The 26,493-nt window shown below is 69.2% G+C and carries 23 protein-coding genes; 16 read left to right on the top strand and 7 right to left on the bottom strand.

The window, feature by feature from the left end; all coding sequences use genetic code 11:
- The first annotated feature begins 604 nt into the window (after positions 1-604).
- From J7E87_RS10075 to fxsT, 6 genes are read left to right on the top strand one after another with little or no spacing between them, the layout of a single operon-like run.
- A complete protein-coding gene (locus J7E87_RS10075; protein ID WP_215092245.1) occupies positions 605-817 on the top strand; it encodes a YxD-tail cyclophane-containing RiPP peptide in 213 nt (70 codons plus the stop codon).
- On the top strand, positions 789-2,039 hold the full coding sequence (locus J7E87_RS10070) for an FxsB family cyclophane-forming radical SAM/SPASM peptide maturase (protein WP_215092243.1): 1,251 nt from the start codon (positions 789-791) through the stop codon (positions 2,037-2,039). The genes J7E87_RS10075 and J7E87_RS10070 overlap by 29 nt, the downstream gene beginning before the upstream one ends.
- A 57-nt stretch (positions 2,040-2,096) precedes the next feature.
- Complete coding sequence (locus tag J7E87_RS10065; protein WP_308312892.1) at positions 2,097-3,404, top strand: toll/interleukin-1 receptor domain-containing protein; 1,308 nt, start codon at positions 2,097-2,099, stop codon at positions 3,402-3,404.
- An 8-nt stretch (positions 3,405-3,412) separates the two neighbouring features.
- The gene (locus tag J7E87_RS10060) at positions 3,413-4,417 is read left to right on the top strand and encodes an AAA family ATPase (protein WP_215092239.1); all 1,005 of its coding nucleotides are present in this window, start codon (positions 3,413-3,415) and stop codon (positions 4,415-4,417) included.
- A 4-nt stretch (positions 4,418-4,421) separates the two neighbouring features.
- Positions 4,422-5,390, top strand: a complete 969-nt coding sequence (locus J7E87_RS10055; RefSeq protein WP_215092237.1) for a hypothetical protein — start codon at positions 4,422-4,424, stop codon at positions 5,388-5,390.
- Positions 5,387-9,250, top strand: coding sequence for an FxSxx-COOH system tetratricopeptide repeat protein (gene fxsT, locus J7E87_RS10050; RefSeq protein WP_251017219.1), 3,864 nt, complete (start codon positions 5,387-5,389; stop codon positions 9,248-9,250). Before J7E87_RS10055 ends, fxsT begins: the two co-directional genes overlap by 4 nt.
- Positions 9,251-9,356: 106 nt before the next feature.
- Here fxsT and J7E87_RS10045 read toward each other — a convergent pair whose 3' ends face one another.
- Both J7E87_RS10045 and J7E87_RS10040 read right to left on the bottom strand, forming a co-directional pair.
- Positions 9,357-10,310 carry an aldo/keto reductase family oxidoreductase gene (locus J7E87_RS10045; RefSeq protein WP_285427315.1) on the bottom strand — a complete coding sequence of 318 codons (954 nt, stop codon included), beginning with the start codon at positions 10,308-10,310 and terminating at the stop codon, positions 9,357-9,359.
- 157 nt (positions 10,311-10,467) lie between these two features.
- On the bottom strand, positions 10,468-11,226 hold the full coding sequence (locus tag J7E87_RS10040; RefSeq protein WP_215092235.1) for a LysR substrate-binding domain-containing protein: 759 nt from the start codon (positions 11,224-11,226) through the stop codon (positions 10,468-10,470).
- Positions 11,227-11,284: 58 nt separating this feature from the next.
- Between J7E87_RS10040 and J7E87_RS10035 the strand changes: the two genes are divergently transcribed.
- Complete coding sequence (locus J7E87_RS10035) at positions 11,285-11,689, top strand: DUF5997 family protein (RefSeq protein ID WP_215092233.1); 405 nt, start codon at positions 11,285-11,287, stop codon at positions 11,687-11,689.
- A gap of 294 nt (positions 11,690-11,983) precedes the next feature.
- On the opposite strand, the gene J7E87_RS10030 is transcribed toward J7E87_RS10035, so the two are convergent.
- Positions 11,984-12,676 carry an NADPH-dependent F420 reductase gene (locus tag J7E87_RS10030; RefSeq protein ID WP_215092232.1) on the bottom strand — a complete coding sequence of 231 codons (693 nt, stop codon included), beginning with the start codon at positions 12,674-12,676 and terminating at the stop codon, positions 11,984-11,986.
- Between the two features lie 478 nt (positions 12,677-13,154).
- On the opposite strand from J7E87_RS10030, the gene J7E87_RS10025 reads away from it, so the two are divergent.
- The 3 genes from J7E87_RS10025 (at position 13,155) to J7E87_RS10015 (ending at position 17,672) form a co-directional block, all read left to right on the top strand.
- Positions 13,155-14,855: a hypothetical protein gene (locus J7E87_RS10025; RefSeq protein ID WP_215092229.1), complete on the top strand. Its 1,701-nt coding sequence runs from the start codon at positions 13,155-13,157 to the stop codon at positions 14,853-14,855.
- Between the two features lie 691 nt (positions 14,856-15,546).
- Positions 15,547-17,310 carry a VanW family protein gene (locus J7E87_RS10020; RefSeq protein ID WP_215092227.1) on the top strand — a complete coding sequence of 588 codons (1,764 nt, stop codon included), beginning with the start codon at positions 15,547-15,549 and terminating at the stop codon, positions 17,308-17,310.
- A gap of 44 nt (positions 17,311-17,354) precedes the next feature.
- Positions 17,355-17,672, top strand: coding sequence for a hypothetical protein (locus J7E87_RS10015; RefSeq protein WP_215092225.1), 318 nt, complete (start codon positions 17,355-17,357; stop codon positions 17,670-17,672).
- Between the two features lie 710 nt (positions 17,673-18,382).
- Here J7E87_RS10015 and J7E87_RS10010 read toward each other — a convergent pair.
- From J7E87_RS10010 to J7E87_RS10000, 3 genes are all read right to left on the bottom strand, one after another.
- Complete coding sequence (locus J7E87_RS10010; RefSeq protein WP_215092224.1) at positions 18,383-19,114, bottom strand: hypothetical protein; 732 nt, start codon at positions 19,112-19,114, stop codon at positions 18,383-18,385.
- A gap of 819 nt (positions 19,115-19,933) precedes the next feature.
- Complete coding sequence (locus J7E87_RS10005; protein WP_215092222.1) at positions 19,934-21,124, bottom strand: damage-control phosphatase ARMT1 family protein; 1,191 nt, start codon at positions 21,122-21,124, stop codon at positions 19,934-19,936.
- Between the two features lie 332 nt (positions 21,125-21,456).
- Complete coding sequence (locus J7E87_RS10000; protein WP_215092220.1) at positions 21,457-21,954, bottom strand: MarR family winged helix-turn-helix transcriptional regulator; 498 nt, start codon at positions 21,952-21,954, stop codon at positions 21,457-21,459.
- 116 nt (positions 21,955-22,070) lie between these two features.
- Here J7E87_RS10000 and J7E87_RS09995 point away from each other — a divergent pair, with 116 nt between their 5' ends.
- Positions 22,071-22,502, top strand: coding sequence for a DUF1398 family protein (locus J7E87_RS09995; RefSeq protein WP_251017218.1), 432 nt, complete (start codon positions 22,071-22,073; stop codon positions 22,500-22,502).
- Between the two features lie 142 nt (positions 22,503-22,644).
- On the opposite strand, the gene J7E87_RS09990 is transcribed toward J7E87_RS09995, so the two are convergent.
- The gene (locus J7E87_RS09990) at positions 22,645-23,625 is read right to left on the bottom strand and encodes a GlxA family transcriptional regulator (protein WP_215092218.1); all 981 of its coding nucleotides are present in this window, start codon (positions 23,623-23,625) and stop codon (positions 22,645-22,647) included.
- A 189-nt stretch (positions 23,626-23,814) separates the two neighbouring features.
- Between J7E87_RS09990 and J7E87_RS09985 the strand changes: the two genes are divergently transcribed.
- The 5 genes from J7E87_RS09985 (at position 23,815) to J7E87_RS09965 (ending at position 26,489) form a co-directional block, all read left to right on the top strand.
- Complete coding sequence (locus J7E87_RS09985) at positions 23,815-24,486, top strand: DJ-1/PfpI family protein (RefSeq protein ID WP_215092216.1); 672 nt, start codon at positions 23,815-23,817, stop codon at positions 24,484-24,486.
- A 28-nt stretch (positions 24,487-24,514) separates the two neighbouring features.
- Positions 24,515-24,853, top strand: coding sequence for a hypothetical protein (locus J7E87_RS09980; RefSeq protein ID WP_215092214.1), 339 nt, complete (start codon positions 24,515-24,517; stop codon positions 24,851-24,853).
- Positions 24,850-25,317: a DUF2269 family protein gene (locus J7E87_RS09975; RefSeq protein WP_215092212.1), complete on the top strand. Its 468-nt coding sequence runs from the start codon at positions 24,850-24,852 to the stop codon at positions 25,315-25,317. The genes J7E87_RS09980 and J7E87_RS09975 overlap by 4 nt, the downstream gene beginning before the upstream one ends.
- A gap of 2 nt (positions 25,318-25,319) precedes the next feature.
- Positions 25,320-25,616: a DUF3817 domain-containing protein gene (locus tag J7E87_RS09970; RefSeq protein WP_215092210.1), complete on the top strand. Its 297-nt coding sequence runs from the start codon at positions 25,320-25,322 to the stop codon at positions 25,614-25,616.
- A 465-nt stretch (positions 25,617-26,081) separates the two neighbouring features.
- Positions 26,082-26,489 (top strand): YciI family protein, encoded by a 408-nt coding sequence (locus J7E87_RS09965; RefSeq protein WP_215092208.1) that lies wholly within the window; start codon positions 26,082-26,084, stop codon positions 26,487-26,489.
- Positions 26,490-26,493 lie beyond the last annotated feature (4 nt).

The following is a 26,493-nucleotide window of genomic DNA, read 5'->3' as shown; positions in this document are numbered from 1 at the left end:
GCCGGGTCGTACGCGTACGAGGTGCCGTCGATGAGCTGGGGCGCAAGGTCACGGCCGGTGGCCTGTGGGGGTCAGGCAGGAAATGGCAGGAAATGGCGCGGGCCGCCTGGCGCATCGGCGACGGCCCTTCCACGCTGAGATCGCTGGGCGACGCGGTCCTGGCCGAGGGGAGACCGCAATACGAACCGGTGGGTTTCCTGGTCGACTTCGACCCGGCCGCAGCACTCTACGACGACCGGGTGCCGCACACATCAAGGCCAACTCCGAGGGTCGGCCCCACACGCAGTCACCGTCGCAATGTGGTCGATCATCAGTGGCGGCCCAGCCTCCCGCGAGGACTTGGCCGTCTGCCCGTGACCTGGTGAATAACCGGACAGCGCTCGCCGCGTGCGAGGCGGCGCATGGTGGCGGTGGGCTCTGCCATGCACGACTCCTAAACCATTTGTCGCCCTGGCGCCTCCGGACCGCTGCACCAGCCCGGTAATTCCGGTCGGCATTTTCTATGCGTCGTGTCTCGAACTCACCCTTCAACCGTCTACGATGTGGCCGCTGCCCACTTCACAGCAGCGAGCGAAGCGCGAGCATTTCTTCCTGGAGTTGGGTTTTGCCTCTTCCCCCGGGCACTGCTCTGTCCCCGAGGGACGGACATCAAGCCATTGAGCCGCTGCCGGACTTCACCGGCCTCGATCTGTCGTCGTTGACCAGTGACGCGCGCAACCCTGTGCTCGCCGCCGTGGTGACCGGCCTGCTGGCCCGGGCCGGTTCTCGTAGCAATGCAGTGGCTTTCTATGACGACAGCCCCTGCGTCACCTACTGAGGCGGGCCACCGACACAGCACGTCGGCCCTATGGCCTCTGCAGGGACTCGATGTCGTCGCCGCTCGGGCCGCGGGTTATCAGGCAGTACCGTTCCAGCAGTTCGTGCTGAAGATGCACAGTCGCTGCAATTTCGCCTGTACGTATTGCTACGTCTATTCGGGGCCGGACCAGAGCTGGCGTGAGCGACCTGCCACGGCGTCCGCGACAGTCGTGACTGCGACTGCGGCCCGGATCGCCGAGCATGTGGAGACGCACATGCTGTCGGAGGTCCATCTGAACGTGCACGGCGGTGAGCCGCTGCTGACCGGAGCTGAGGCACCCATCGGCTACGTCACCGCAGTCCGGGAGGCCATCGATGCGGCCGTGGGGCCCGGATCCTGCCGGGTGCAGGCCACTGTGCAGACCAATGGAAGCAGGCTCACGGAAGCCGTCGTCACCGAACTGGCCGCGGCCGGGCTGAGGATCGGGGTAAGCCTCGACGGCGGGCTGGCCCGGCACAACCGGCACAGGGTCAACCATCGCGGGCGCCCCGGCTGGCCGGCCGCGGCGCGGGGACTACGGGTGCTGGCCCGTAACCCGGATGCCTACGGTGGCATCCTGTGCACCATCGACCCGGCATCCGATCCCATCGAAGTCTACGAATCGCTCCTCGCATTCGAGCCGCCGAGCATGGATCTGCTGCTGCCGCACGCCAACTGGTCCTCCCTCGACCAGAAAACCGGCACCCCGTACGGCGACTGGCTCGCCGCCGTTTTCGACCGCTGGTTCCACGCGGAGTCGCCCCAAACCACCATCCGGCTGTTCACAGAGATCATCGGCCTGCTGACCGGTGAGGAAAGCGGCACCGAATCCGTGGGGTCCTCCCCCGTCGTCGCCGTCGTCGTGGACACCGATGGTGCCATCGAACAGGTCGACTCACTCAAGACCGCTTACTCGGGCGCCCCCGAGACCGGGCTCAACGTCCTCCACCACACCTTCAACGAGGCTCTCGACCATCCAGGGATCGCCGCCCGCCAGATCGGCGCCGCCGCCCTCTCCGATCAGTGCCTGTCCTGCCCGGTCGTCGCGATCTGCGGCGGCGGGAACTACGCCCACCGGTTCGACGCCCGCAACGGCTTCAGAAATCCGTCCGTCCACTGCGCCGACCTCGACCGGCTGATCAGGCACATCGCGGACCGTCTGCGGCCGTTCCTGCTCGAGGCCCAATTGCCCCGTGACTGAGGTGCCGTCAAACTCTCGTTAGAGAAGGGCACTTGGGAAGGCGGGGGCTTGAACAAGGTGTTCATCAGTCACAGCACGCGCGAGGACCCGTACGGCGGCGAAGTGCGCGGCCATGTCATCCAGGGGCTGCGGGAACGCGGGTACGACGTCCTCGTCGACGCCGAGAGACTCCTACCCGGGGAGAAGTGGCACCCCCGGTTGTACGAGTGGCTCCTGGAGTGCCGGGCCGCGGTGGTGCTCGTCAACCGTGCGGCGCTTACCTCGACATGGGTCCACAGGGAAGTCGACATCCTCATGTGGCGCCACCACTTCAACCACTCCTTTCTCGTGCTACCCGCCCCGGTCGGCGACGTGACCCCCGAGGACATGGCTGCCGCCGGCTTCGAGGACCTGATGTCGTTGCAGCTGGTGCGCCGTATCGCCACCGTCTGCAAGGGCGACGTCCCGGACGCGGCCGAGGCGGCGGAGGCGATCGTACGTGCGTTTCCGCCGCTTCCGGCTCCCACGGACGACGATCCGGTGCAGCGCTGGGCGGAGGACATCACCGCACAGCTCAGTCAGGTCCGCACGATGAGCCGGCTCGCCCGCATGGGACGCGCCCTCGGGCTCCACGACCGGCATCTCGCGAGCTCTCCCGTCACCGACGTCAGCTGCGGATTCCTGGCCGCTCAGATGCTTCACACCCATGACGCGCCGCGGCTGCGCAGCGCCGTCGGGGAAGTCGCCCGGCACATGGACAGCACCGCACTGAACGAGCTCGTCCGCCTGGTCCTGCCGGTGTGGATCGACGCGGCCTCAGCCCGGCGCGTACTGCCGGAAGAGGGCCTGGAGCGCCAGGCAGTCGTCCTGAACGTCCACAGACCCGAGACGGGGCAGTACTACCTGGGCCGCGCCTTCTGCATGGACGTCAGCCGGTACTGCTGCATATCCGTCAGTGCACCGCCGCCGGGAGAGGAAGACCCGGAGGACGAGCTGCGGCTCGCCTGCGAGCAGCACATCAGGTCCCGGTTCGGGATGAGCTCCCGCGAGCCCCTGGCCGGCGCCCCACGGCTCCGGGACTGCGACACGTACGTCGTCATCCATGCCGAGCACTGCACCCTCCCCCAGGCCGAACGGGTCGTCGACTGGCTGCACGAGCACATCCCCTGGGTGCACATCCTGCTGATCCCGGGCGAGCAACTCCCCGACGACTCCGCACTGCCCGGCCGACTCTCCCAGGCCGCCCTCCTCACCCCGCCGTTCGGCGCCGACGACGAACGAGTGGCGATCAGGGTCGCGTACGGGATGCTCAACGACTGGGGCATCCCCCACATCGGCGACGACGCCTGGATGAGCCGGATCAACCGCACCAACGCGAGGGGGTGAACCACCCGATGGCGATCACCGAGGGTGGAAACAGCACGCCCAATGAGTGGTTCCGCAATCCGGACCGCGGCGACGGCGAGATCTACGTCATGTCCCAGGAGATCGACGAAGCGGTGAACGTGGCTCTGGCCACCGGCAGACCGCTGCTGCTGCGCGGCAGCCCCGGATCCGGCAAGTCCTCGCTCGCCCCCTACGTCGCACGGCGCAGAGGCTGGCGCTACTACGAACACGTCATCACCTACGGCACCCGGTCGCGAGACCTGCTGTGGCGCTTCGACAGCGTCCGCCGCCTCGCCGACGCCCAGGTGCACCGCCAGGAGTCGCCCCCGCTGGACGACTTCTCCTACTTGCAGCCCGGCGTGCTGTGGTGGGCCCTCGCCCCGCGCTCGGCCCGGCGCAGAGGCCGAGCCGCCGCTGAGGACGAACCCCCCGCCGAGGGCATCGAGGACCCGTTCGCCGGCGTCAACGGCGACCGCAGCATCGATCACGCCGTCGTCCTCATCGACGAGATCGACAAGGCCGACCCGGACGTGCCCAACAGCCTGCTCGTACCACTCGGATCGCAGCGCTTCACCGTCGTCGAGACCGACACCGAGGTGTGGACCGAGCCGCCGACGGGCCCCACGGACCCGCTTTTCTCCCGCCAACTCGTGGTCATCACCACCAACGACGAGCGGGAACTCCCCCAGGCGTTCCTGCGCCGCTGCGTCGTCGTCACCCTCCCCGATCACGACGTGCGCAGCCTGGTCCGCATCGCCGAGGAACACATGCGCAGCTGGCACGGCGCGGGCGGCGCCGGGCACCTTCGACTGGCCGAGGCAATGGCCGTCGAGCTGGGCCGGGTGACCGAACAGGCAGCCGCACAGGGCGTGCGAGGACCCAGCACCGCGGAGTACCTCGACGCACTGCGTGCCTGCGTCACCCTCGGGATCGGTCTGGGATCCGAACGCTGGGAGTGGCTGAAGAACTGCGTGCTGGTCAAGCGCCAGCAGATCTACGGAGACGGGTGGTGATCAGATGCGCCACCGCGAGATCTGGCTGGGCGACGTGGCGCGCGCCGCAACGGCCCTCGGCGCCTCGGATCCCTCGGCGTGGCAACGGATCGCGTCGCTGCTCGGCCTCGGCCCCGGAAGCATGCCGGCACCCGCCTTCGACCCCTCCCCCGACGTCGTCGCTGCGCACAGCCCCACCCCGCTGCCCGGGCCGGAAGAACCGCAAAGCCTCGGCATGCCCCTGCCGGAGCCTTCACCGAACGGCACGCCCCGCCATCCGCCGTTCGCGACCGCGCACACCCCGCTGACCCCCACCGAGCATCGAACGCCGCGCAGGACCGGCTGGACCGTCGAATCCCTTCCCTCCCCCAGAACCGCCGCCGGCCGCGGCAGACTCCACGTACCACTGCTCGCGCCCCGCTCCACCGCCGCGGTCCTGCACGCGGCCCTGGCAAGGGTCGCCCACGAAGGTGACCTGGACGTGGAGCGGGCTGCCGATCACCTCGCCCGCGGGCTTCCTCTGCACGAGATACCGCGGCGACCGCTGCCGACCCTGCGCTACGGGGTACAGATCCTCGCCGATATCTCCGCCGCCATGGAGCCCTTCGCGCAGGACGTCGAAGGCGTCATCGACCAGGTACGCAGCCTGGTCGGCGTGGCGAGAACAACCGTGCTCCGGTTCGCCGACTGCCCGTTGCGCGGAGTGGGCACCGGCCCTCGCGGCACCTGGGGACCGTACCGCCCCCCTCAGCCGGGCACGCGCATTCTGCTGCTGTCGGGGCTCGGCTCCATCGGACCGCCCTTCGACCCGCACCGCGCGACCGAACGCGAGTGGCGCGAGACACTGCTGCGCATCCGGCAGCACGGCTGCGAAGCCGTCGCCCTCGTACCTCTGCCGGAGCGCCTGTGGCCCACCTGGTGGCGCTCTCGGCTGCACGCCGTCGTCTGGGACCGAGGCACCACCGTGGGCCGGGTCGTCGGGGAACTGCGATGACCACCGCCGCCGGGCCCCGCCCCCGGCAGGGACACGAACTCGCCGTCCTCCTCAGCGTCGCCACCCGCATCGAACCGGAACTGATGCGGGCCGTACGGGTCTCAGTGGCACCCCTGCTGGACGTCTCGGCCGAGACGGACCTGTGGTTCGGTGACCTCGTCGAGCGACGCGGTTTCGGCTACATCGTCCTGCGCAGCGATCTGCTGCCGCAACTGCGCGCCGAACTCACCGAGCGGCTCAAGAACTCTCCGACCGCAGCGCCCCTGCACGGCCTGTGGTCGGTCATCGAGCGCATGCATCGCAATGGTTCTCCCGCTCTGTTCGCGGAGGAGCTCGCCACCTGGCACGCCGTCAGCGGCGGCACCGAAGCGGAAGCGGACATCGAGCACGCACTGCGGCCGGCACTGCGGGCGCTGGTCGAGGAGGCCCGGGAAGGGGTCGCGCGCTGGTTCTCGGGCGCCTGGCAGCGGTTCCCCGACCCGGTCCGCCGGACCACCACCGCCTGGCAACTCGCCACGGTCGCCAGGGCCAGGCTCGCCGACGCGGTGCTGCAGCCCGAACCGCCCCAGCGGCTCAGCGTCACCGACGTCGGACTCATCGCCGCTCTGCTGCCGCGCACCGAGCTGCACGGCCGGCGTGTGGGGCCGCTGCTGGTCCTCGGCGAAGGCGCCGACGACACCGGTAGCTTCGTCCTGCAAGTACCCGACACCGATCCACAGGTACTGGAACTGCTCGACCAGCCCGTGCCACGGACGCTTCAGGTGAGAAAGGCCGAGACGGTTGCGGAGACCGTCGGCTGGGGGCCGGTGCGGCTGCTCGCCGCCGACGGCGCGGTCTACGAACTCCCTGCTCCTGCTCTCGACCTCCGCCCACGAGGGACAGCTCCGCGGCGCGGCGCAGCGCCCGGCCGGCACATCGTGCTCAGCCACGCCGGCTTCGACCGGTCATGGGCGGCGTGGATCACCGATCAGCTCCAGCCGGCCGGACACCGTGTCACATCCCGACTGTGGAACCCTGACTCGTCGCGGCCGCTGACCGAACTACTGGACGACCTGCTCGACACCTCGGACAGGGCGCTGCTCCTGATCGGGCCGACGTACTGCGGGCTCGGCGGACGCACCGCGCAGGAGTGGGACTCGGCGCTCACCGCGTGCGCCGCGCACCACTCCGAGCGCCTGGCCACCGTGATCGTCGACAACGGGGAGCCGCCCGCGGCGGCAACGGCACTGCCCATGGCGGACCTCCGGGGCACCGGCGAACAGGAGGCCAGGCACCGCCTGTTCGACCTGCTCGGCGTCTCCCTGTCCCGGCCCGCCCGCGAGGCGTCCGGACTGACCATGAGGTTCCCGGACACCCCGCCCGCTGTGTCGAACACCCCCCGACGCAACCCCCGTTTCAGCGGCCGCGAGACGCTTTTGGACCACATGCGCCGGGCTCTTCTGGCGGCCCCTGAACCGGGGACCGCCCGGGCCGGACAGCACCGCTGCGTACTCCTCGGTGCCTCCGGAATCGGCAAGAGCCAGTTGGTCACCGAGTACGCCCACCGGTACGGCAACGAATACGACATCCTCTGGTGGATCAGCGCCGCTTTCCAGGGAACAGCCCGGGAACAGCTCGCCGAGCTCGCGCCCCGCCTCGACCTCGCCGCAGGACAGGGCATCGGCAACCGCATCCGCGCCGTGCAGGAGGCCCTGCGCGTGGGCCTGCCCTTTCACCGCTGGTTACTCGTACTCGACAGCGCCGACGACCTGCGGGAGATCGAGGACCTGCTGCCCGAGGGCTCGGGACACATCCTGATCACTTCTCGTAACCCGGCCTGGGCGGACGACGAGCATGTCCAGGCCATCGACGTGCCGCCCTACCCGAGAAACGAGTCGGTCGCCTACATACGCGCCAGGGCCCCCCGCCTCACGGCCCTCGAGGCCGACCGGCTCGCCGAGGCGGTGCAGGACTTCCCTCTCCTGCTCTCGCACACCGCGGCCTGGCTCGACGCCAATCCGATGCCCGTCCCCGAGTACATCGACCTTGTCCGCTCCCACCCTCCCGAGCGACCGTCGAACGGCCATGCGACGCAATACCCCCGCGCCCTGGAGAGCAGTTGGACGATCACTCTGGCGTCGCTGCGGGAACGCAGTCCCGTGGTCGTCGAACTCCTCGACCTTTTCACCCACTTCTCGCCCGAGGCCATCCCCGTTCGGCTGCTGCAGTACGCCGACGCAGGCGTCCTCCCGCGGCGCATCGCCGCCGCCGCCACCGACCCCGCGGCCTGGGACACGACGATGCGACAGCTCTCGCAAAGCCCAGCCGTCAGGCTCGAGTTCGGCGACAGCGGGGTGGAGCGGGCAACGATGCCGCGTCTGTATCACACGCTCCTGCGCGAGCAGCTCTCCGACGAACGGCGCGAGCGGCTGTCCCGTACCGCTTGCGAAATCCTGGCGGGAGCGGATCCCCAACGGCCCCAGGACGCCGCCTTGTGGCCCCGATACGCCGAACTGATTCCGCACCTGGAGATCTCCGGCTCGCTGGACCGGGGCGGCATCGGCGCCCGTCTCGTCCTGAACTGCATCGAGTACCTCCGCACCCGCGGCGAAGCGCACGCCGGGCTGCGGCTGTGCGAGCAGGCGAAGGAACGCTGGCGCGGACACCGCCCCTTCGACGACCCCGACATGCTCATCGTCACCTACCAGCACGCCAACATGCTGCGCAGAGCCGGCCGCTACCAGGAGGCCGAGTCCGTAGGACGGGCCGTCGTCGACCGACTCGCCGCAGCCAGACCTGCCGACCACCAGGATCTGCAGCGCGCCAGGAACAACCTCGGGGGAACCCTGGTCGCCCTCGGCGCCTACCAGGAAGCCCACGAACTCTACGACCGGACCGCGCAGATCACCGCGGCAACGCTGGGCGAGGAAGCGCTGGCCACCCAACAGGCGCGCACCAACCTGTCCATCGTGCTGTCACTGCTCGGCCGCTACCAGGAAGCCCTGGATCTGTCCGCGGCAGTGCTCGCCGTCCGCTCACGGCAACTCGGGCCGCACCACGCCTTCACTCTCTACACCGCACACCGGCAGGCATGGACTCTGCGTCTGCTCGGCCGTTACGCGTACGCGCTCGGCCGCCAGGATGCCAACGTCCAGGACTACCGCCGCCTCATGGGCCGGTACACGGTGACGACCATGGTCGCCGAACACAACCTCGCCCAGTGCCTGCGCCGGGTCGGCGACCTCACACCGGCCCGCGACCTGATGCGCGAGCTCGTGGAACGCGCCCGCCAGATCCAGGGCCCGCACCACCCCGAAGCGCTCTTCGTCGCCGCCGACTACGCGTCCTTGCTCCGCGAGGACCACAGCCTGGACCAGTCGTGGGACCTGGCCACGGCCGCCGCCCGCGGATACGCCGACCTCCTCGGCGACGCCCACCCCTACTCGATCGGCACGGCCGGCAACATCGGCCTCGTCCTGCAGGACTCGGGAGACCGCGACGAAGCACGACGTGTCGCCGAACGCGCCCTGCACGGTATGACGGCATCGATGGGCGCGGACCACCCGTGGACCATCGGGTGCGCCCTCAACGCAGCCTCCGCGCGCAGCCGCAGCGGTGACGCGGAGGGGGCCGCCGACCTCAGCGCGCAAACCCTGGAACGGGTTACGAACACCGTCGGCCGCAGCCACCCCCTCACCCTGGCCTGCCAGGCGGCACTCGCGCAGGATCTGCGCGCGCTGCGCCGGGAAACCGAAGCCGACCAGCTCCAGCAGGAGGCGCTGACGCGCCTGACCGGCACGCTGGGCGAACACAGCCCGCAGACGGCAGCCGTACGGCGGGGAGAGCGGCCGTACTGGGACTTCGAGCCGCAGCCAACGTGAAGCCCGGCGCTGTAGGAGCAGGTGGAGGCTCGCATCCGCGCCCCATTCAACGTGCCGCTGCCGGAACACCCCCGCGGCGTTGACCGTCGCGGGGGCGCGATCAAATTCAGGGCAGAGGCGCGCCGCGGGCTGTGAGCCAGAGGTCGTACCACTCTTCGTGGCTGAGATCCGGTTCCCGTTGCGCGGCATCGCTGCAGGCACGTATACGTTCGGGACGCGTGCTCCCCACAACTGGTGCGATCCGCGCGGGATGCCGCTGCAGCCACCACAGCAGGATCGTTTCCGGCGTCGTGCCCTTGGCAGCGGCGAGCGACGTGACGAGCTGTGCGGTCGCCTGCTCGTCCGCGGTCGCCTGCCGACCGGTGAATCGGCCCTGCGCGAGCGCGCCCCACGCCTGCAGACGCAGGCCGTTCGCCCGACAGAACTCGATCGTCCCGAACGGGAAGCCGTTCGTCGCCGCGGCGGGAGTGTTCACCAGGACCCCGGCCTCGAGCCAGTCCCGCTGGTGCAGGCTCATCTCCAACTGGTTGGCCGTCAGCGGGACATCGAGACGCGCCTGCAGATGCGCGATCTGCGCCGCCCCCATGTTCGACACGCCGAACCGGCGCACCATGCCCTGCCGGTGCAGAGACATCAGCGCCTCGGCTATGTCGTCGGGGTCCGCCAGGGGATCCGGACGGTGCAGCAGCAGCACATCGAGGAAGTCGGTACGCAGGCGGTTCAGGCTCTCCCGGGCCCGCCGGATGATGGTCTCGCCGCGCAGGTCGTAGATGCCGGGCCGATCCCCCTCCGCGAGGCGGATACCGCACTTGGTCTGCACAACGATCCGCTCGCGCAAGTGTGGCGCCCGGGCCAGGACCTCGCCGAAGACGGCTTCGGCCTTTCCGTGCCGGTAGATGTCCGCATGGTCGAAGGTGGTGATGCCGCTGTCCAGCGCCGCCTCGATCACTGCCTCGGCCTGGACGATCTCCTGCGCGCCGTAGGGCTTGGTATCCCAACTCCCGCCGAGTCCCATGCACCCGTAAAGCAGCCGATCCTCACCCGCACCCGCCTCTGTCATCACGGCGTCACCCTACGACGGGCCATCAGCCGCTGACGATCTGCTCGCGGCGACGCCAGATTCGATCCCGAGGCCAAGAAGGCGCCCGAGGCGCCCGAGGCGCTCGACAGGACCTGGCGCTACCTGCTGATCTTGCCGTTGCTTCAGGCCTTCACGCCTACGACCGGCGCCGAGGCTTACCGCGTTTGCCGCCTTTGGGCCCGCCGGAACCACTCCGGGGGCTCTTGCCGGTCGACTTGCCGGCTGCGGGCTTCCGCCCTCCGCCACCGGTATCGGGGCGCTTGTGCTTCGGCTGTGCCGGGGTCGGGCGACCTCGAGAGCTGTTGACGGTCCGCCCGCGGACGATCCCGATGAATTGCTCCACCAGTTCGGTGGTTTCGTCCTGCGGCCACGAGAGCGCGATGCGCGACTCGGGGGCGTCCGAGACCGGCCTGTACGTGAGGTCCTTGCGGTGGTGCAGGCGGGCGATTGACTGCGGGGCGACGAGTAGTCCCACTCCTGCCGCCACCAGTTCGACGGCGTCCGCCGTCGTGGCGGGGCGCTCGTTCGCGGTCCGTCCCGGGCGGCGCTCCCAGTCGAGGGTGTCGTCGAGAGGATGCAGGACGACGTCGTCGGCAAGATCCTCGGCGGACACCTCGTCGACCGCGGCCACGACGTGGTCCTTCGGGACCACGACCACCGTCGTCTCGGTATAGAGGGGGATCGCGCTCAGGTCCGTCCGGTCGACCGGCAACCGCACGAAACCGGCGTCGGCGCCGCCGCCCCGCAACACGTCAAATGCTTCGGCGGCGGACACCGCGATGAGAGTCAGTGGTACTCCGGGAAGCCGCTCGTTCCAGATCCGCACCCACTTGGTCGGCGTCACACCCGGGACATACGCGAGCCGGAACGAAGGGGACACTTCCGAGCCTGTCACTCCGCCAGGTTACCGGCCATGGTCAGAGGTAGCGCACACGCTCGATACCCTGGACACCATGACGTCGCACAAGACCACCCAGACCATGAAGCCCGCTACCGCGGCAAAGAAGCTGGGTGTGTACCTCGAGGCCACCCCCGCCGAGTTCCAGGAGGGTGTCGTCTCGCGCACCGAGTTGAGTGCGCTGCAGGCCGATCCGCCCGAGTGGCTGCTGGAACTGCGACGCAACGGCCCGCATCCCCGGCCGGTGGTCGCGGCCAGGCTGGGCATCTCCATCGCAGGTCTCGCACGTGGCGGCATCACAGACGCCCTCACGACTGAGCAGATCGACGCGCTGAAGAAGGACAGTCCCGAGTGGCTGGAGAAGGAACGCGCCACCCAGGCCGAGGTCCGGAAGGAAGCGGTGCGCATCAAGGAGAAGAACGCGGAGCGAGAAGATCAACCCCGCCCGCCGCGTTCCTGACTTTTAGCCTCGACAATGCCGAGGGAGCACGGATCGACCGCGACAACCCCCGGCAGTGGTGCGGTCTGCTCCTTCGGAAGTGATCGGCGCTGAAATGCGCGCCGACCCCGAAGGCGGCGTCGCACGATGAGATCGTCGCGGACTCGACGACGGCCCGCTGTCGTCGTCGAGCCGCGTGAGGATTGGTGTTGACTCGCCGGAGTCGAGCCGCCCCGCAACCACCTGGGTTACGAATGACCGCCTCAGGCGTGCGCCCAGGAAGGCAGGACAACCTCAGCCCAGCTCGGTCGCTCCTCAGCCCCGCCGGGCCGCTGCCAGGGCCGCGCGCAGCGTCGCGGCGTCCGCGCTCGCTCCCGGGTCGTCCATGGAGATGCCCAGACCCTGCGGGTTCTTCGCGTACGGAACGACATACGCCGGCGTGTCGCGCTGGAAACGCCAGCTGTCGGCGAGGCGCCCCGCGTCCACGGCGTCGAATCCGAGGAGATCGAGCAGCCTGGTGGCGGCCTCCTTCGCCTCGGGGTCATCGCCGGCGATGGGCAGCGCCGAGCGGTCGGGAGCGCCCGAGGGCCGGGCCAGCGCGGCCAGATGCGCGAAGAAGATGTTGTTGAACGCCTTGACGACCTTGGCGTCCGGCAGATGCCGCCGGAGGAGTTCGCTGGTGGTGGTCTCTTCCGAGTCCAGTTCGGCGATGTGTCCGTCTCGCTCGGGGTAGTAGTTGTTCGTGTCGAGAACGACCTTCCCCGCCAGCGGCGCCACCGGCACCTGGCGGTAGTTCTTCAGCGGGACGGTGACCACGACCCAGTCGCCGGCGGCCGCCGCCTCGGCGGGTGTCGCGGCCCGCGCGCCGGGGCCCAGCTCCGCCACCAGGTCGGTGAGGGTCTCAGGTCCGCGTGAGTTGCTCAGGACCACATCGAGCCCGGCGGCTACTGCGAGCCTCGCGAGCGTGCTGCCGATGTGTCCGCTGCCGATCAGTCCAAGAGTGCTCATGCTGACGACAGCCGGACACCCCGGCAGCGTTATTCCCCATCCCTGCGCCATGGGGTGCTTTCGGCCGCCCCTGTCGTAGCCGCCGGATGATCGGGTCGTCGCGACTCGCAACGACACCTCGATCCGCCGCGCGGGGCTGCTACCTGTGCATGCACTACAAGGCCGACCGTCCCCCATGTGCGGCACGCCGAGCGATTCGTACGGGCGCCGGGCGAGACCGTGACCGCCCTTGAGCGGCGAGCCCGTCCGCCGTCCAGCACCGCGCGCTCCCCTGACGGCATTGGTGCCGCCGCGCGTGGCGTTGACCGGCCCGCCGGGGGTGGGACTTGTCCCCGGCCTTCCGTGCGTACAACCTCACGGCCTGACGGAGAGTCCAATATGCGAGGACCAGCGTCTGACGGGCCGCCACCTGCACGCCCGCCTCCACAGGAGGCGATCGGTCGAGGTCACGGGCCCGGCGCCATCGGAGAGGCCGAGCATGAGACCGAGACTGACCGCCGGGGCAGCGCGCGCCGCGCTGGCCTTTTGCGCCGCGATGGTGCTGGGCCTCGGCCTGGCCGCCGCGCCGCCCTCCGCCGCCGACCCCGCACCGGCACCGGCACCGGCACCGGCAGGCTACTTCGCGGTCTACGCGCCGCCGAAGCACGAGGTGGCCCGCGCGGGCCAGGTACCCAATGACGCCCGGTTCAAGGATGTCCAGATCCAGTTCGTCAACGCCCGTCCCCAGCAGGATCTGGTGGAGGACGTCGAGCTGGTGATCGACACCACCGGAGCCAAGGAGGTAGCGGAGTTCCGCTTCGCGGCGGACTGCGCTGTGGCGGGGGCGGTCGCCACCTGCCCGGTCGGCGACGTCGAAGTGCGCTGGAACGCCGAGCCCAACGTCACGTACGCCTACAAGGTCCGCGCCAAGGCGGGCGCGGCCAACGGCGCCACGGGACAGGTCAGATACACCGCCCGCTCCGCCAACACCCCGCTCGGCAAGGAGAGCGAGCTCACGACAGCCGTCACGGTCACCGAGGCCGCCGACCTGGTGCTGACTCCGCCGGCGCAGTACCGGATCCGGGTGCCCGCCGGCGGGAGCGTCCCACTGCCGCTGGAGGTGTCCAATGCGGGAAGTCGGACCGTGCCGCGCACCTACCTGCGGATCTGGGGCTTCGACGGCGACGACCGGGCGGAGCTGCTCGGCAGCTACACCAACTGCTGGTACCAGACCCGCGATCCGAAGAACGCCAAGTCCCCGAAGGTCGGCGCCGTGTGCCTGCTGGACACCCCGCTCCCGGCCGACTCGGCGCGGCACGTGCTGTCCCCGCCGCTGAAAGTCGCAATGGGCAAGTACGAGCAGTTCAGCAGGCTGGAGTACATGGTGCTGCCGAGTATCCCGGAGCAGCCCCGCGGCGTGCGTGGCACCTCGGGCGTGCTGAAGCTCGCGCCCATGCCGCAGCAGAAGGAGGCGGCGCAGGCCGCGCCGCCGCCCCGCGAGGTCGACGGCTCCGACAACTCCGTGATCGTCGGGTTCGACACGGGCCAGGTGGCCGATCTGGCGGCTGCGGGCGCGACTGTGAAGACGCGCGTCGGCGAGCGGTTCACCGCCGTCGTCGGAGTGACCAACCGGGGCCGGGCTGCGTATCGCGGCCCCGGGGTGGCCGTGATGGTCGAGATCCCGCGCGGATTGAAGGTGCTGGGGTTCGACAAGCGGTGCAAGGCGACGCCCAACACCACGCACTGGGAGAACTACACGGATCCCACGTTCGGTGACGGTCCCGAGGATGACGCCCCCGTCCCGACGGGCGCGCTGTACCGGTGCAGGGTGCCCGGAGAGCTGTTGCCTGGCATCAAGCCCGTACTCGGCTTCACGCTCACGGCGACCCGGACGCTCGGCGAAGCGCGGGGAGTGGTGTTCCTCAGTGAGGGGAGGGCGGCTCCCGGTCGGAACAACCTCGGCTTCCTGACGGTCACCGCCACCGCGGCCGCCGGCGGCACCGTCGGAGGGGGTACGGGGCAGCCGTCCAAAGGCTCCGGCACGGCCGGGGGCACGCAGAGCGTGACCACCGGCGGCTCCGGTGACCTCGCGGCAACCGGGACGGGCGCGCCCCTTCCCGTCGCACTCGCCGCCATCGGGGCGACAGGGCTGGGCGTGATCGTGTTCGTCGTCGCAAGGAGGCTGCGGCGACGCGTTTGAGTATGTTTTCCCGGACGTCGGAAGCGAGCGTTCGGGGCCGACGACCGGGCCCGTCGCGGAGCCGGTATCGACCTGGTCGCGGTCGTCGCACGCACGGACCGCCGAACCTGTCCGTCCGAGTGCCCGTGCGCCGGCTTGTCGACGGTCTCAACCGGCTCCGGCCGACACTCACGTCAGCTGCCGATCAGCCTGAGCGAGGCCCACAGCGCCGGATCCTGCGGGACGCCGCGCAGCCACGGGGATTGCCGAGGGAGATCTGGGGCAACCGCAGCAAGTCGGCTTCCCCAGCCTGTGCCGACATGCTTGAACGGCCACTCTCGTCTCGGGCCGGTGCTCAGATCCGCACTGCGCTCGCCGACGCACCACCGCATGGCGGCCGCTGCTGGAGAACGAGCTCGAGCCGGGCAGCCGATTCGACCGCACGAGAGTGCAGAGGGAGCACGTTCCCAGGCATCAGCAGGCCGGATTTGCCGCCTACGGATCTGCTGAACAGCCACCGGCTGTGGCGGCGATACGGGTGTGATCGACCGAGCGCTCCAGGTCCCCCCGGAGAGCTCTTCCAGCGTGACAACAATTACATTTATGCCGCATTTCACCTGTTTTAGTGAATCATTTGCTGTTAATCCACGTATATCGAGCCGCTCTGGCGGCCCAAAGCGCATTCCGGCCGGTCTGCGCCACAGGGAGAGACATGGGACGTGCCCCCATAACGGGCAACTGGCGGATCATTCTGTCCGCCGCAGGCGGGGCTGTCGTACTAGCGCTGAGCGGCCTCTACGGCATCGAGCTGGTGGTCGGCGACGACATCGCCGAGGGCACACGGGTGCGCGGGGTCGACATTGGCGGGATGAGCCGAGCAGACGCACAGCGCGTCCTGGACCGAAAGCTCGGCCCGGCCTTCGCGGCGCCGATCGCGTTGAAGATCGGCGACCACACCGAGAAGGCCGATCCCGGAGCGCTCGGGCTGTCCCTCGACACCGCCGCGTCCGCCGACCGTGCCGCAAGTGCGGGATCCGATCCGTTCAGTGTGATCGGCAGGCTCTTCGCCTCCGACGACCGGGACGTCGAGCCGGTGATACACGTGAACGAGCAGAAGAGCCGGGCCGAAATCGACCGAATCGGTGCGGCCGCCAAGCGGCAGGTCCGCGACGGAGCGATTTCGTTCGAGAAGGGCGCAGCGCAGGCCATCGCTCCAGTCACCGGCGTCGCCCTGATCACAGACCGGGCCATGGACACCATTCGCGACGCATACCCGACGGATGCCGGCCCCGCCGTGCTGCCGGTGAGGCAGACACAGCCGCGGATCGGCTCGCCGGAAACGGAGCGAGCCATGAAGGAGTTCGCGCAGCCCGCGATGTCCGGCCCGGTCACGCTCACCCTTGCCGGGAAACGCATATCCATCGGCCCCTCCGCTGTCGGCAGGCATCTGACGATGAAGCCCGACACCCAAAAACGCCTTGTGCCTGTCCTTGACTCCAAGGGTCTGCTCGCGGACCCCGCTGTCTCCCGGCCGATGCGGAAAGCCGCCCAAGGCCCTCGGGATGCCACCCTCCGGCTCGACGGCGACGATCGCGTAGTAGTGGCGAAGGAAAGCCGCGTGGGGCGGCAGGTCACCGAGAAGGCTCTCGGCGAGGCCGTCCTACCCCTGCTGACCCGCTCCGGCGCGGCCCGGACCGGCGAGATCGCCTCCACCGTGGTCCCGCCCAAGTTCACGAGCGCCTCGGCACGGCGGCTCGGCATAACGGAGAAGGTCTCCTCCTTCACCGTCGCTTTCCCGGCCGCCCCCTACCGCAGCACCAATATCGGCCGCGCCGTGGAGCTCATCAACGGCTCGATCGTACTGCCCGGACGGGAGTGGAGCTTCAACCGAACAGTCGGCGAGCGCAGCAAGGAGAACGGCTTTGTCGACGGCCTCATGATCAACAACGGTCAGTACGTGAAGTCTCCCGGCGGCGGCGTCTCCGCAGTCGCCACGACCATGTTCAACGCCATGTTCTTTGCGGGAGTCAAGCCCGTGGAGCACGGCGCTCACTCCTTCTACATCGAGCGGTACCCCGAAGGCCGCGAAGCCACGGTCGCGTGGGGCACTCTCGACCTGCGCTGGACCAACGACTTGGGCAACGCCCTTTACATCCAGGCGGAATCCACCAGTACCTCGGTGACCATAACCTTCCTCGGCACGAAGAAGTACGACGAGATACGCGCGACCCAGGGGCCGCGAACCAACATCAAGCAGCCGGGCACGCGAACGGGCAGCGGCCCGAAGTGCGAGGTCCAGACCCCACTCGAAGGCTTCGACGTCTCCGTCGGCCGCTTCTTCGTGCAGGACGGCCAAAACGTCAAGCACGAAGACTTCAAGACCCACTACACGCCTCGTGACAAGGTCACCTGCACCCCGCCCGCTGTACCTCAGTCTTCCCGGGCAGGAACTGGAGCTGCGACCATCTCTCAGTGAGATACTCCGCGACAGACGAACTGTCGTCCGCAGACCGCGCATTCATGATCAACGCGATCGAGATCGACATCCTCCCCGGCGTCCGGAGTGATCTGGCCGAGCCGCTTGCCTCCACGCCTGCCACAGATCTTGCCGCGATTCTTCTCTCTCTCATCGACAGGGGATGGATTGAGGTATGCCGCGTCATTCCCTGGGTCGCTCCCGATGGAACCCTCGGCGAGCAGCCCGGTCCTCCCATCCCGCAACAAGACCTTCCTGCAGTGCTGGCAGACGCGGAGAACTGGGAGTACCCAGTCGACGGCGTGTGGCTGGGTTGCCTGACACTCGTCCTCACCGAAGCTGGACGACCGATTCCCTGGTGACCGCAGCCAGGTGCACGGTCAAGGAGTCCCAACGGCCGGCACCTCCCGAGGGGCGTGCAAGCTCTCCAAGTCTGTTGGTCATCGCCAGGGTGTACGTCCGAGTCCGGTCACGGGTCGTGGAAGCAGGCTTCGTTGGCTTCGTGCCCTTCGCTGCCCTGCCGGAGGTGTCTGTCCCCGTCGCGCGCGGGGTTTACGTCGTCCTTCGCCCAGACGATGCGTCACCTCGCTTCAACGACCAGAGCCGTGCGGGGCCGTGACGGCTGGCGGAGCATCCGACAAACGGTGGGGGCTCGAATGGCCGCCATCCCAGACCCGGTGCTGATGGTGAACATGCGGCGGCCGTCGAGGCGCCCATCCGGGTGTGCAGGGACGGAGGAGTCAGGCGAGCCGGCTGCCACTGAAGCCGCACCTGTGCCGGGCGACGATTTCCGGTCACAAGCCTGTCCCATGGCTGGATCTGGTGCCATGCTCTGTCCGGACAGCCACCCCGCCGTTCAGGCGGAGTGTCTGACCCCTGCCGTCCCTCCCGGCCTCCCCCCGGGAGGGCCGACGCCTGCCCTCACAACTGACCGGACCGCCAGCACGTTCAGGCCGCGCCGAACAGATGCGCCTTCGTCCGGGGCGCCGTCGACCCGGTGAGGGCCCACGCCGCCCGTGTCGGCGAGATCAGCGGAGCGGACGCCCGGCGCGATGGCCATGGCGCGACGTAATCAGCCGAGGCACAGGACAAGCACGCAGACCTGCCCCGGTGACGTCGCTGTTGGCGCAGGGCTCGCAGTGGACGTGTCCCCCGCGCCAGTGCCGGCGGGTGCGGACGGGGGCGGGGTCGTCCGAGGGGCCGGCGAGTGGGCTTGGGAGCCGGACACTCCGTTGCCGGCCACGGGTGGGGTATGGACCTGCGGGCTCGTCGTCGCGGTGGGGCGGGCGGCGACGGTGGTGTTCTGCGGCTGACGCTTCGCCGGAGCAGTGGCCACGGTGCCCGTGGCGTTCCGCGGTGCGCCGGCGGTCTTGGGCGGTTTGGTACTGGTGTCGTGATCCTGCGAAACGGGGGCGTCAGTCTCCTCCGGCGACGAGCCGGTGATGTGCGTCCGGGGCGTGGCCGACGTTTCGGGCTCCGGCGCCGAGGCTGCCTCTGCGCGGCCGGTCGAAGGTCCGTCAGGCAGCGCGGCGACGGTCAGTCCACCGCCGACGAGCGCGACCGCCGACACGATCGCGGCCCGACGCCGCTTCTTCTTCCACATCGCCATTTGGCGACGCCGTACCGCACGGCCCTGCACCGCGGGAGCCACCTGCTGCGAGCCACTGGAGTGCCCGGCGTCCGATGCGTCCGCCATCGCGTCCTTGGACGTCTCGGTACCGATCGGTGCGAAATCGGAGAAGCGGGGGTCGTGGTAGGTCTCCGAGGCCGGGAACTCCTCCGTGCTCCATGTCCTCCACGTCACCGCGGTCCCTGCCTCCGCGTCATTGAGCCGAGGTGCAGGCGGGGCGATGTCCGGGGCGTATGCGCCGCACCCGGGGCAAACCAGCGCCCCGTTGAGGGTTCGACGGCATGAGGAGCAGTAGTCCATCAGTGATCTTTCTGTGCTGACTGCGCTGCCGGGGACGCCGGTGGCCTGTTTCAAGTTCGCACGCGGGATCGAGCGGACAGTAACGCTAGCGGCACCTGTCGAAGGCTGCGCGTAGCTCTTGTGCCGCTTCTGCGAAGGTTGCCTACTGGTGAGTTTGGGGCGCGTGTTCAGTGGGTCGCCGGCCGGGACCACTCCAGCCGGCCGGATTCAGCCGTCCCCCAGGCAGGTGTACGAGGGCTTCGCCGAGTACTTCGCGTCGTACGGGAGTACGGCATGCGCCCAGCGCAGGGAGTCGGCGATGTAGCCGGTGCCGACTTTGTCCTGCCACGCCGAACTGGGGCATCACAGGCCTACTTCTTCTACGGCACCTTCACAGTCGCCGCGATCCGGCTACGGCTGGCCGCCCGTGATCTGCCGGCGCCTTGTGCCGGGCGAGGCGACGCGAATCCAGCCGCCCGTCCAGGCCCCTGGCATGGCCGGATGAGCCGCTGCGGCAGCGGCCGAAGCGCCACTTACTGTCCACCTCGGGCCACCGACCCGAGCTGAGTGCGCTCTTCCCGCAGGCGGCGGGCGAAGAATGCCTGACCAGGTCAGGAGAGCCACCGCGCCGATGAAATCCGGTCGTTCGAGGCCCGGTGAACAAAGCTGTGACGGCTGGAGCGGCGACCAGGAAGGGGCCGAGGCGGCGCACGCTCATGTCCTGACTTGGACGAGTGCGTGTGTGCCGCTGGTCCGCCAGGCGTTGCCGGTCGCTTCCAGCTCCGTCAGGGTGTGTGGGGCGAGACCGGTGATGACGTCGGACTTCAATGTCCGCAGCGCAGCGACCGGTCCGGGGAAGTACGCGGTGACCGCCGAGAATGGCGCGGTGGCGGGCCAGTGGCGATCGCCGACCAGTCGGCGGTAGTTCAGGTCGCCCTTCATGACGGTCAAAGTGGCGGAGGCGAATTCCTCCCGGATCTCGTCCGGCATGTCCTCGTACGGGAATGGGGCGCACGCGAAGGGATAGGTGCGCAGGACGAGGCGTCCACCGGTCACGGCCTGCCGCAGCCGCTTACCGATCTCCGCGGCTCGTCCGGAAGCCGCGGACATGCGTGCCAGGCAGTCGAGCACGTCAGAAGTGGTGGCGTCGGAGACGTAGTACGGATACGGCTTGATGTGCAGGCTCACGGACGAGGCGCGGTCCGCGGTGAGCAGATGGTCGGCGAGAACCAGATCGGGCAGCAACTCCGGCCCCGCGTTGTCGGCGACGAGGCACACCTTTCCCGGCGGTCGGTCTGTCAGCAGGTCCCAGAGCGCTGCCGTGTCGTCCACGACGAGCCCTGTAACACGCTCGCCCAGACCGGAGTCCCCGGTTGAGAGTTGAAAACCGAGGTCGGCCCTGTTCCCCCACAGTGACGCGTGCAGAAGCGTGGTGTCCTGCTGCGGTGCCGGGAGACGGGGGATCTCGTCGAGGACGGCGAGCTCCGAATCCACGGTCGTGCCCATGAGTTCGGCTCGTTTGAAAGGCGCGAACGGGTCGATGCCCTGCCACGGTCCCGGTGCGAAGTAGCCGAGCGCGGCCAGCAGTTTCCGGTAGAAGTAGCTCTCCGCCCATAGGAACGGCACATCTGCCCAGCAGCGCCCGATGTGGTCCTTGGCCCACAGCCGCCACTGAGCTGCGCCCGGTTCGGTGTCGTTGAGAGGCTCGATGACACCTCCCTCGGCGATCTCGCGCAGCAGGGCATCGAGAGCGTGCTGCTGTTCCGCGGGATAGGCGGTCGCCTGGCGTACGCGCTCGACCAGCGCGGGGTGCCGGTCATGGAGTACGCCCCAGGCGAAGGAGCCGACGGCGTTGCCGACGACGACAGGGGGGTGGTCCGCCCTGGGCGGAGTTGGTTGCGACATGCTCGGCGGACTCCCTTTGTCGACGCCGCGGACGGACATGCGAGCGGCATCACCGTACGCCGCGTTCGGTCAGAGGCAGACCTCGTTTCGCGAGGCCCTCCTGTGCGGACCATAGATCCTGTGGGAGAGCCAGTACGTCCGAGCCGGGCCGGGCGCCCGGCCTCCGGCGGGTTTCGCTGACGCAGCGACGCAGGTCCGGCACACGGACCCCGAGGTGGTTCGGGTCGCTGTGCAGGTATGCGCGTGTTGGTCGGCCCGGACAGGGTCGGCCGGCGCGCACGACACGGCGCGGAGGTCTTCGACCGGGCTGCCCGATGCGGTGTCATCCGCTTTCATGCGTCCTCCTCGCGCGTGCTCGCGGTCCCGGCGTGCGGGCGCGCACTGCGCGCCGGGCTCGCGGCTTCCGTCCAGTCGTCTGTCTGCCGGGTCAGCCGTTGCAGCAGGGCGCGTACGGCTGCCAGGTCGTACTCCGAAATGCCCTCACTCATCGCCTGGTTCGCGGAGGCGGCCCGGGCGGTGATGGCCCTCAGCGCCCGCTGCCCGGCAGCGGTCAGGGCGAGCAGGGGTGAGGTGCGGTGGTCGGGGTTGCCCCGGAACTCCGCGAGGCCGTCGCGGACGAGCTCGTTGGCGATGCGCTGCACGCCCTGGCGGGCGACTCCGAGACGGCGCGCGGCACGCGCCACGGACAGGGGGGCCTCGCTGACCACGCTCATCAGCTGCCAGCGGGCCTGTGTCTGCCCTTCTTCTGCCGCCAGTGCCTCGCCTGCGCGACGCAGTGCGCCTGCGGCCTCGAAGACGTCGGCCACGAGGAGTGCCAGGTGCTCCGCCATGCTGTGGTTCCACTTCTCATTCAGACAACATGTTGCCACTATGGCACCATGATGTCATATCGGCGCGTCACCTCCAAGGCGTACGCGCGCACCACCGGAACCATCAGGGAGACACCATGACCACCGACATGACCACCGACGCGATCAGCCGCCTTCAGGCCGCCATGGAACGCGGTGCGGCCGCCCGCCCGAAGGCCGGTGGCTTTCCTTACCTCGCCGAGAGCCTGCGCCAGGCCGGCGTGACTCATTGCCGCATGGCCGTCCCGGCCAACGTCTTCCTGTACCTGACCGAGCACGGCGACGTCGTGGTCCAGGGCGAGCCGCTGGTCACCGGCTTCGCAGCCGCGCCGCAGTTCGACCGGACGGCCTTGATCGACGCCCTGCGGGCGGATCAGGCCGGTGAGACAGCGTTCCCCGAGTTCGTCCGCGGCTGCTGGAACGCGGGCATCATCTGGTACGACGTCGACACCTCCGCCCACACCTGCACCTACTACGGCGCCAACGGCGAGTCCTACGCCGAGGATTACCCGTCCGTCACGCTCCCCTGAGGCGCGCGACACGGTGCAGAAGTCCGATGCTCCGACCGTCAAGGTTCGCCGGGTTGAGCTCTGCGGGATGATCGCGTCATGAGTGAGATCGTCTTGATGTCGGATCCGAGGGTCGCCGCCATACCCGTTGTCCCAAGCGTGGTTACGTGCTTGTCATTGCGGTGAGCGGCTGCGTGGATCGGCGTCCGTGGAAGGCGGAGCGGTACGCGTGCGGAGTGATGCCCACGACCCGCCGGAAGCGTTCCCTGAAGGCGGTCGGTGATCCGAATCCGGCCTGCTGGGCGATGCGTTCGACGGGGTAGTCGCTGTTCTCCAGCAGATACTGCGCGCGCCGTACGCGGGCCCGCAGCAGCCATTGCAGGGGTGTGGTGCCCAGCTGTTCGCGGAAGCGGCGGCTGAACGTGCGACCGCTCATTCCGGAGCGTTCGGCCATGGCATCCAGGGTCAGCTCCTGGGCGAGGTTGTCGTCGATCCAGTCCAGCACGGACTGAAGGGTTGACCCCTGGGGGACGGGCGGCTGCTCGTGGACGATGAACTGGGCCTGACCGCCCTCGCGTTCCAAGGGCATGACCGAAAGGCGCGCGGCATCGGCGGCAACGGCGGAACCGAGATCACGGCGGACCATGTGCAGGCACAGGTCCAGGCTTGCGGCGGCGCCGGCTGAGGTGAGGATCTGCCCGTTGTCGATGTAGAGGACGTCGGGCTGCACATCGATCAGCGGGAACTGTCGTGCCAGTTGGTCCGCGGCGATCCAGTGGGTGGTGGCTCTGAGGCCGTCCAGCAAGCCGGTGGCGGCCAGGATGAAGGCGCCCGCGCACACCGAGGCGATGCGGGTGCCTGCCGCCGCCGCGGCGCGCAGCGCCTCCAGGACCTCTTGGGAGGGGGGCGGTGCCTGCTCCGAGCAGCCCGGCACGATGATCGTGTCCGCCTCCGCCAATGCCTCCAGACCCCAGGAGACCTGCAGGGCGAAGGCCTCGGTCTTCACCTCAGGGGTGGGGGAACAGACGCGCACCCGGTAGGGGCGGCGTCCGTCCGGGAGCCGTGTTCGTCCGAACACCTCGATGGGTGTGGCCATGTCGAACGCCACCACATGGTCCAGAGCCAGAACTGCCACCGTATGCATGGACAACACGATAGACAGGTTCCCGCCAGGCGACACAGGGCGTCTGTGACGGGAGACATTCACAAAGTCGCACTCCAGAGGTCTTGGCGAGAATCCGTGGGAGGTTGTCATTAATGCCGGTGGGCACTGCTTGATCGTCCGCCTAGCGTTGTCGTCGCAACGCTGATTGCGACGAAAGAGAGACTGCCGATGCTCGCCCAGTTCGTACTTTTCGACGGCTTCGACCCGCTGGATGTCATCGCCCCCTACGAGGTGCTCCACTCCGCGGGGATGCTCACCGAGGGCGCCGTGCAGGTGGAGCTCGTCTCCGCGGAGGGACCGCGCGACGTGCCCAGCGGACTTCCGCCGCTGAGCCTGAAGGCCACCGCCCTCCTGGACCCCGAGCGGGCCGACGTCATCGTCCTGCCGGGCGCCGCGGGCGACGTACGCGACCCAGCTGAGCTGAGCGAGGACGAGCAGGCGAACGCCATCCCGGCGATCCTCGGCCGCACGCTCGAAACTGATCTCCCGCGCCTGGCCAAGGAGGCGCTCGAGCGCGAGGACACCCTCGTGGCCACCGTCTGCGGCGGCTCGTTGATCCTCGCCATGGCCGGGCTCACCGAGGGCCGGCCCGCCACCACGCACCACCTCGGGCTCGATGTGCTCGGCGCCACCGGCACCATCGCCGTCGATGCCCGCGTCGTGGACGACGGCGACCTGATCACCGGCGGCGGCGTGACCTCGGGCCTGGACGTCGGGCTCTACATCCTGGAGCGCGAGGTCGGCCCCCGGGTCGCACACAAAGTGGAGAAGCTCTTCGAGCACGAGCGCCGCGGCACCGTCTGGTCCCGCCGCGGCGCCGCCCCCGCTCTCGCCTTCTGACCTCCCGCTACCGAAAGGTCCCCGCACCATGTCTGCCGAAGGCACCTGGAGCCTGACCATCGACACACCGCTGGGCAAACAGCAGGCCCGCGTGCAATTGACCGTGCAGCCCGACGGCGCCTGGCACGGCACCGCCGTGGACCTCAAGTCCGGAGAGCTGGTCCCGCTGACCGACGTCACCGTCCGAGGCGACGCGGTGGCCTACCGCCAGTCGATCACCAAGCCCATGCGGCTCCACCTCGTCTTCGACCTCACCGTCGACGGAGACCGGCTCAGCGGCAAGGCCAAAGCCGGCCGGCTGCCCGGCAGCAAGGTCAGCGGCAATCGCGTCACCGAAACCGAAGCGGAACCCGGCACCCTGCGATGACGAAGTTCCTCCTCTCCCTCCACGTCCTGGCCGCCATCATCGCCATCGGCCCCGTGACGGTCGCCGCCAGCATGTTCCCGCCCGCCGCCCGCCGCGCCCAGACCGCCGGGCCCGATGCCGCAACACTGGGAACGGTCCGGCTTCTACACCGCATCTGCCGCGTCTACGCCGGAATCGGTCTGGCCGTACCGGTGTTCGGGTTCGCCACCGCCAGCAGCCTCGGTGTTCTGGGCGACACCTGGCTCATCATCTCGATCGCGCTGACCGCCGGCGCGGCGGGTGTACTGGCGCTGCTGGTCCTGCCCCGTCAGGACGCCCTGCTGGAACAACTCGACGGGGCAACTGCCCCTGTTGAGCGGAGCCACACCGCGCGGCTGGCCATGTTCACCGGAATCTTCAACCTGCTGTGGGCCGTGGTGACCGTCCTGATGATCATCCGCCCCGGCTCGACGACGGGAGCCTGACGATGGAAGGCACCCGGCAACCACTGCGCATCGCGAGCACGGTCGAACTGGCCACCCTCGTGGTGATGCTGGCCAACCTGTTCACGGTGCACCTGCCCGCCATCTCTTCGCCGGCCGGACCCACGCACGGCTGCGCATACCTGTTCAGCTTCGTCGCCGTCCTGCGCGACCCGCAGCGCACCCCGCGGGCCATCGCCCTGTCGCTGCTGCCCGGCATCGGCGGGCTGCTCGCCCTGCGCCAACTCACCCCTCTCAAGCCCACCAAGACAGACAGCCGGTCGGAGTCCGTTGGGGCTTGACCACCTGCAAGGCCGGGGGCAGACCTGTGTAGAGGTGCCGGCCGTGGCCGACCGCGACCACCCCGCAGTCCGGACAGCCCGGTCAGATCGGCGTCGGACTCGACGTCCAGCACCACCAGACCCTGGCGACCGCCGACGTCGGGATCGCGGGTGACGTCGAGGACGTGCATGCCCTCCACGCCGAACGACTCATCGGTCCGAGCACACCACGACGCCCCAGGACCACACGTAGTGACGCACGCGAGGCCCTCTCTTGATTCAGTTGCATGGTCGTGCTGATCTTGGAAGGCCTCGCTCCGTCTCGCCCTCGCGCCACGCCGTGGACCCGGACACCGCGAGAGGGCTCACCCAGGCTCATCTACGAGAACCAAAAAATCGGACGGCGATGTCGAGAACCCGTGACTGGCTCCGTCCCTGCAGTGAACGCGACCACAATGGGTCGCACCAGCACCGAGGAGAACCACGATGGCCAAGTACTTGCTGCTCAAGCACTACCGGGGCGCCCCGGCTGCGGTCAACGACGTGCCGATGGCGCAGTGGGCGCCGGAGGAGATCTCGGCCCACGTCCAGTACATGAACGACTTCGCGGCCCGGCTCGAGAAGACCGGCGAGTTCGTCGACGGTCAGGCGCTCGCCCCCGAGGGAGCGTGGGTCCGCTACGACGGTGAGGGGCGCCCGCCGGTCACCGACGGCCCGTTCGCCGAGACCAAGGACCTCATCGCCGGCTGGATGGTGATCGACGTCGACAGCTACGAGCGCGCCGTCGAGCTGGCCGGGGAGCTGTCGGCCGCCCCCGGGGCGGGCGGGAAGCCGATCCACGAGTGGCTCGAGCTGCGACCGTTCCTGGCCGCGAAGCCCTGCATCACGGAGTGACCTC

The sequence above is a fragment of the Streptomyces sp. ISL-1 genome (assembly GCF_018614585.1).
Taxonomy (GTDB): Bacteria; Actinomycetota; Actinomycetes; order Streptomycetales; family Streptomycetaceae; genus Streptomyces; species Streptomyces maoxianensis.
This window is presented reverse-complemented; position numbering and strand designations above follow the sequence as displayed.

Bases quoted from the DNA above. Each gene is read 5' to 3' on its own strand.
- J7E87_RS10070 (WP_215092243.1), top strand. From the start codon at position 789: ATGACGACAGCCCCTGCGTCACCTACTGAGGCGGGCCACCGACACAGC.
- fxsT (WP_251017219.1), top strand. From the start codon at position 5,387: ATGACCACCGCCGCCGGGCCCCGCCCCCGGCAGGGACACGAACTCGCC.
- J7E87_RS10000 (WP_215092220.1), bottom strand. From the start codon at position 21,954: ATGGCGGAGCACCTGGCACTCCTCGTGGCCGACGTCTTCGAGGCCGCA.
- J7E87_RS10045 (WP_285427315.1), bottom strand. From the start codon at position 10,310: ATGACAGAGGCGGGTGCGGGTGAGGATCGGCTGCTTTACGGGTGCATG.
- J7E87_RS09965 (WP_215092208.1), top strand. From the start codon at position 26,082: ATGGCCAAGTACTTGCTGCTCAAGCACTACCGGGGCGCCCCGGCTGCG.
- J7E87_RS10030 (WP_215092232.1), bottom strand. From the start codon at position 12,676: ATGAGCACTCTTGGACTGATCGGCAGCGGACACATCGGCAGCACGCTC.
- J7E87_RS10005 (WP_215092222.1), bottom strand. From the start codon at position 21,124: ATGTCGCAACCAACTCCGCCCAGGGCGGACCACCCCCCTGTCGTCGTC.
- J7E87_RS09980 (WP_215092214.1), top strand. From the start codon at position 24,515: ATGTCTGCCGAAGGCACCTGGAGCCTGACCATCGACACACCGCTGGGC.
- J7E87_RS09995 (WP_251017218.1), top strand. From the start codon at position 22,071: ATGACCACCGACATGACCACCGACGCGATCAGCCGCCTTCAGGCCGCC.
- J7E87_RS10015 (WP_215092225.1), top strand. From the start codon at position 17,355: ATGATCAACGCGATCGAGATCGACATCCTCCCCGGCGTCCGGAGTGAT.
- J7E87_RS09970 (WP_215092210.1), top strand. From the start codon at position 25,320: ATGGAAGGCACCCGGCAACCACTGCGCATCGCGAGCACGGTCGAACTG.
- J7E87_RS10025 (WP_215092229.1), top strand. From the start codon at position 13,155: ATGAGACCGAGACTGACCGCCGGGGCAGCGCGCGCCGCGCTGGCCTTT.
- J7E87_RS10060 (WP_215092239.1), top strand. From the start codon at position 3,413: ATGGCGATCACCGAGGGTGGAAACAGCACGCCCAATGAGTGGTTCCGC.
- J7E87_RS09975 (WP_215092212.1), top strand. From the start codon at position 24,850: ATGACGAAGTTCCTCCTCTCCCTCCACGTCCTGGCCGCCATCATCGCC.
- J7E87_RS10020 (WP_215092227.1), top strand. From the start codon at position 15,547: ATGGGACGTGCCCCCATAACGGGCAACTGGCGGATCATTCTGTCCGCC.
- J7E87_RS09985 (WP_215092216.1), top strand. From the start codon at position 23,815: ATGCTCGCCCAGTTCGTACTTTTCGACGGCTTCGACCCGCTGGATGTC.
- J7E87_RS09990 (WP_215092218.1), bottom strand. From the start codon at position 23,625: ATGCATACGGTGGCAGTTCTGGCTCTGGACCATGTGGTGGCGTTCGAC.
- J7E87_RS10055 (WP_215092237.1), top strand. From the start codon at position 4,422: ATGCGCCACCGCGAGATCTGGCTGGGCGACGTGGCGCGCGCCGCAACG.
- J7E87_RS10035 (WP_215092233.1), top strand. From the start codon at position 11,285: ATGACGTCGCACAAGACCACCCAGACCATGAAGCCCGCTACCGCGGCA.